This is a genomic window from Sulfitobacter sp. (assembly GCF_036961165.1).
GTDB lineage: Bacteria > Pseudomonadota > Alphaproteobacteria > Rhodobacterales > Rhodobacteraceae > Sulfitobacter.
Map to the genome: position 1 here is coordinate 1 of NZ_JBALVJ010000138.1, position 5052 is coordinate 5052.

Below are 5052 nucleotides of genomic sequence, written 5' to 3' on the forward strand. Positions count from 1 at the left end.
ACACCTTGAACCCAATTCCCAGCTATATAATTTAGTTTCATATTGCATTCCCCTTAATTAAACGTTGCTGCAAGCAACAGGTCCGTCAGATCACAAAATCACCGCGCTTCAATCTGTGCGTATCACCAGCCAAACGCGCCAATACCGCGGGAGCGGTTTCGTCCTTGTCCCGCAAGACGGTCATCAGGCTGACACCACGCCACACGCTCACGGCGCATGTACGGGTCGGCAGGATGCGCGGTATGGTGTAGGCTATTCGAATGGTGGCGTTGAGCTCATTACTGTATTCCATCGCTGCCAGCCATGGAGAGCAAAGCGAGGGCTGGTAGACCCCGTAGCCGTGAAGCCGCACTGTTTACCCGGCGTGCCTTGCGCCATAGGGGAAACAAAGTAGGCATCTGAACACGGCGTCAAGTCATCGGGAGCTGACAACGGAGCTGTAACGAGCTTGCGATGTTGTAGCGTAGTGTCAGTGACCGGGACGACCGGGGCATAAATAGGTTGTCGAAGACCGAGTTGATTTTGGGGACTGGGATGTCCCAAAATCTATCACGAGGTCAAAGACTCACTTGTTTCCTTGCTAAGAGTATTCAGCCTTGGCTTTTAACATTTGAATTTATTTCAGAAAATTAGTGATAATTGCCGCTCCCGGAGGAGTAGGCCCCTTCATTGCGCGCAATTCCGTGCTTGCCTCCGAGAGCGCGATTTCTCTTCCGACCATAGGGCTGAGATCGATGCTCCCGCGTTCGATCATACTGAGGAGGCTTGGATACTTCCATGACGGCATGCCGCGTGTCCCAAAGACGGATAGCTGCTTGGAGTAGATTGCCCGCATGTTAATTTGCATCGGGCCATCGCTTGATGGCGCGCCGATCTGAACGTGCCGGCCCAGTACCGCGAGGCATTCCACAGATGCGTTTGTTGTTGCTTCAATTCCGAGGGCTTCAATCGAAACCTGCGCGCCGCCGCCCGTGATTTCTCGAATTGCCTCAGCGGCGTCACTGTTCGCTGCGTTCACCACTGCGTCGGCGCCGTGTTGCTTGGCAAACTGTAGTTTTTCTTCAATGATATCAATGACGACGACCTGCGCACCCAGCATCTTTGCCAGAAGCAAAGCAGAGAGGCCGATCCCGCCCGCTCCGTGGACCGCGACCCATTCACCCGCCTGAACTCCGGCGCGATCGGTCAACGCATGCCACGCGGTCGTGATGCGACATCCCAATCCTGCGGCTAGCGCAGGGGACAAGCTGTCCGGCAGATGAACCAAATTGTGGTCGAACGGCACAGCAATATATTCGGCGTAGGCTCCCGGCGCCCCAAATCCGGGTACGATTTGGTTTGCGCATGTGTTGGAAACGCCAGTGTTGCAGGCCGGGCACTTGCCACATCCAAGAATGAATGGAGCAATCAGTCGGTCGCCAACTTTATACTGTGCCTGCGGGCCAGCCTCCACAACAGTCCCGCAGTATTCGTGCCCTAAGATAGACCCGTTTTGCACCTTGGGATTTCCGCCTGACCAACCGTGGTAATCTGACCGACAAACCCCGCAAGCCGCAACTTCTAGAATGACGCCGTTGTCTGGGCAGGCCGGGTCGTCAACCTTTTCGATAGATAGATCTTCATTGAAATCTCGAACAACAGCTGCACGCATCATGGTCTCCTTGTTTCAAAACTTGAGGGATAGCTCTGTGGCCGTCGTTTCAAACCGGCCGTTCGCCTTTGACTGTAAGGCATTGTCAGGTGATGTGATCCTCAGTCGGTGACCGCCTGCGGCTTTTTCAGAACTTTGCGCAGGAACATCGGCGCGACGAAACCCGCGATTGCCGCAACCCAAAGCCCGATCGAGATCGGCGACGACAACAGATAGCTCACGTCTCCGTCCGACAGAGTCATTGCGCGGCGCAGCGCGTCCTCCATGTTGCCGCCCAGCAGGATACCCAGGATCACCGGAACGGTGGGCACATCAAGCTTGCGCAGAATATATCCCAGCACCCCGAACCCGACCATCAGCAGCAGGTCGAAAAAGTTGCCAGACAGCGAATAGATGCCGACAAAGGACACCATCGTCACCCCCGGCAGCAGCACCCAGGCCGGCACCATCAGGATTTTGACGAAGATCTTCACCATCGGCACATTCATCAAGAGCAGCACGAAATTGGCAATCAAGAGCGAGGCGATCAGACCCCACACGACCTCCGGCCGGTCAGTAAACAAGGTCGGACCCGGCGTGATGTTCAACGTCATCAGCAAAGCCAAGAGGACCGCCGTAGTCCCCGATCCCGGAACACCAAGTGTCAGCATCGGCACCAGCGCGCCACCAGCGGCGGCGTTGTTACCCGCTTCAGGGGCCGCGATGCCTTTTGGGACGCCCGTACCAAAGCCGCCCTTCTCACCTGCAATGGACTTCTCGGACATATAAGCCAAGAAGGATCCCAGAGACGCGCCCGCGCCGGGCAAAATACCCGCGATAAAACCAACACCAGATGAACGTAGCATCGTCCATTTAGTTTCCCAAATATTAGCCCATGGAATACGGACTTTCTCAAGCTTCACCCCGATGGAGGAGCCTTTACCGTGGCTCTCAATGAAGAAGAACACCTCAGCGATGGCAAACAGCCCCACGATAGCCACAAGAAAATCAACGCCATCATACAAGTGCAAGTTGCCACCCGTCAGACGCGGCAGGCCTGACGAAGAATCTACACCGATCGTTGCAATGCCAAGGCCGATACAGGCAGCCAGCGCCGATTTGGCCTGATTGTTCGAGGCCATGCCGCCCAGCGTGCAGAAGGCCAGCATATAAAGCGCAAAGTATTCAGCGGGACCAAACAGGAACGCCACCCGCGCCAGCGACGGGGCCAACAGCATCAAACCGATAGTCGCAAGGAACGCGCCCACGAAAGACGCCACACCCGATAGCACCAGCGCATCGCCCGCGCGGCCTTGTTTGGCCATGGGGTAGCCGTCGAGGGTGGTCATCAAAGCGGGTTCATCACCCGGGATGTTGAGCAGAATCGACGAGATACGCCCGCCATACATCGCACCGTAATACACAGACGTCATCAGCACCAAGGCGCTGGTGGCATCAAGGCCAAGCGTGAATGTGATCGGAATTAGGATCGCGACACCATTCGATGGCCCAAGGCCCGGCAATGCGCCGATGATGGTGCCAATAAAGCAGCCACAAATCGCTAGGAATAGAGTGAAGGGCGACAGCGCAACACCGAAGCCCAGCGCAAGGTTTGACAGAATATCCATATCAGTGCCCCACAAATGGAATAAGAATTGAGAGCGCGTCCCACAATTTCGCAGGCGTCGGGATGCTGTAAGCAACGATGTTGCCAAGACCCAGCGCGAACTTGAACAGGACGAACAGCCCCAGCGACAGGCCAATACCAGCCAGCATCGCAGGCTTGGCACGCGGGGAGATTTGATAACTCAGAATGCCTGCCGCGAAAATAGTCGGCAGAATGAACCCAAGCGGCTTCAGTAGAACGGCATAGATCGACAGCACAATCACAGCGGCGCCCATGGAAATCCAAGCGCTTGCAGCAGGCCAACCAGGCTCTGGGTCAGGCTTAAAAACCATGATCAACGAAGAAAGTGCTGCCACTCCACCGATCAGCATCGGAAACAGTTTGGACATAAACTCACCCGAGAACTGGTTTGTCTGGATCTGAGTAGCGGCCGCGAGATACGCGACCGCCGAGATCAGAGTGACCAGACCAAATATCCGGTCAGAGGCCATTACTGGATAACTCCCAGTTCTTTGGACATCGCGTTGATGTCGCCGATCAGACCGTTGACATAGCCCTGGAACTCGTCGCCAACCATGGTGAACGGGGCCAGACCGTTGGCGGCCATCGCCTCTTTCCACTCAGCGCTGTCGGCCACGGCCTGAAGCTTGTCGGCCCAAGCGTGGAACTGATCGTCGCTGATGCCCTTGGGCACGTAGAGACCGCGCCAGTTGCCGGCCACCACGTCATAGCCCTGTTCCTTGGCGGTGGGGATGTCGTCAAAGCCCGGCACGCGCTCTTCGGTCAGCACCGCGATCACGCGGAGATCGCCGTTGGCCAGGAAGCTGACGATTTCGGACAAGTCGCCGGTCATCACTTGGGTAAAGCCGCCCACGGTCTGGGTAATGGCGTCAGCGCCGCCGTCCAGCCCGATATATTTCACCTTGGTGATGTCGGTGAAGCCGCTCTCTTTCAGGACCATCAGCGGTTTCATGTGGTCGAACCCGCCCACGGATGAACCGCCAGCGAACGCGATCGAGCGGGGATCGGCCTTGATCGCCTCGACCAGCTCGCCCAGTGATTGGTACGGGCTGTCGGCGGCCACGGCCAGCACACCCGGATCGATGCCGATGGCGCCGACAAACCGCACCTGATCGGCGGTCATGCCGGCAAAGGCGTTCTGCGCCAGACGGGTGGTGGTCGCCGACGAGGCCGCCACGATCAGGTCGGCGTCATCGCTGCGCTCGGTGACCACATGGGCATAGGCCAGGCCGCCGCCGCCGCCGGGCATGTTGATAACCCGTACCGGGTTATCGACCGCGCCGATGTCGTGCAGGATCTTGCCGATCTGACGGCAGGTGAAATCCCAGCCGCCGCCGGGGTTGGCCCCTGCGATGCATTCCTCTGCCTGCGCCGGAACCGCGAAAGTCATCACGGCTGCGGTCGCCAGTGTAGCCGTCAACAGGGAACCGCGTTTGCGAGAGATAAATTGAGAGAGCATAGATGAATCCTCATTATTATTAGATCGCTGTCGTTCTCTTAGTCAGAACGAGGTTCTATTATAGGCCGCATGTTCTGCTGAGTGCAACCGGGTTCTATTTGTTTGCGCTTTTCTACAGTTTTGGGTAGATGCGTGTTGTGGCAAAAGATAGAGGAAAGGTCTTGAGGAGACCTTTGTGGTACTAATGCAGAAGAGGTTGGCGGACTAATACATGCGAGCCGGATTACCGCCAGGCGGTATTTCGAGTATTTAATTAGCCCCAGCAGGCTGTTGAAAATCACTCCGATATAGGCAGAGCGCCTCTTCAATAGCTGT

5 protein-coding genes are annotated in these 5052 nt (G+C 56.7%); all 5 read right to left on the bottom strand.

Going from position 1 to position 5052, the window contains the following annotated elements; all coding sequences use genetic code 11:
• Window positions 1-85 precede the first annotated feature (85 nt).
• The 5 genes from V7730_RS21935 to V7730_RS21955 all read right to left on the bottom strand — a co-directional run bounded on the left by V7730_RS21935 (window position 86) and on the right by V7730_RS21955 (window position 4737).
• Window positions 86-292 carry a hypothetical protein gene (locus tag V7730_RS21935; RefSeq protein WP_335749686.1) on the bottom strand — a complete coding sequence of 69 codons (207 nt, stop codon included), beginning with the start codon at window positions 290-292 and terminating at the stop codon, window positions 86-88.
• A gap of 324 nt (window positions 293-616) precedes the next feature.
• The gene (locus V7730_RS21940; protein ID WP_335749690.1) at window positions 617-1651 is read right to left on the bottom strand and encodes a zinc-dependent alcohol dehydrogenase family protein; all 1035 of its coding nucleotides are present in this window, start codon (window positions 1649-1651) and stop codon (window positions 617-619) included.
• Window positions 1652-1752: 101 nt separating this feature from the next.
• Window positions 1753-3258: a tripartite tricarboxylate transporter permease gene (locus V7730_RS21945; protein ID WP_335749687.1), complete on the bottom strand. Its 1506-nt coding sequence runs from the start codon at window positions 3256-3258 to the stop codon at window positions 1753-1755.
• Window position 3259: 1 nt separating this feature from the next.
• Window positions 3260-3748: a tripartite tricarboxylate transporter TctB family protein gene (locus tag V7730_RS21950; RefSeq protein WP_335749688.1), complete on the bottom strand. Its 489-nt coding sequence runs from the start codon at window positions 3746-3748 to the stop codon at window positions 3260-3262.
• A complete protein-coding gene (locus V7730_RS21955; RefSeq protein ID WP_335749689.1) occupies window positions 3748-4737 on the bottom strand; it encodes a Bug family tripartite tricarboxylate transporter substrate binding protein in 990 nt (329 codons plus the stop codon). The genes V7730_RS21950 and V7730_RS21955 overlap by 1 nt, the downstream gene beginning before the upstream one ends.
• Between the last annotated feature and the right edge of the window lie 315 nt (window positions 4738-5052).

Bases quoted from the DNA above. Each gene is read 5' to 3' on its own strand.
- V7730_RS21950 (WP_335749688.1), bottom strand. From the start codon at position 3,748: ATGGCCTCTGACCGGATATTTGGTCTGGTCACTCTGATCTCGGCGGTC.
- V7730_RS21955 (WP_335749689.1), bottom strand. From the start codon at position 4,737: ATGCTCTCTCAATTTATCTCTCGCAAACGCGGTTCCCTGTTGACGGCT.
- V7730_RS21945 (WP_335749687.1), bottom strand. From the start codon at position 3,258: ATGGATATTCTGTCAAACCTTGCGCTGGGCTTCGGTGTTGCGCTGTCG.
- V7730_RS21935 (WP_335749686.1), bottom strand. From the start codon at position 292: ATGGAATACAGTAATGAGCTCAACGCCACCATTCGAATAGCCTACACC.
- V7730_RS21940 (WP_335749690.1), bottom strand. From the start codon at position 1,651: ATGCGTGCAGCTGTTGTTCGAGATTTCAATGAAGATCTATCTATCGAA.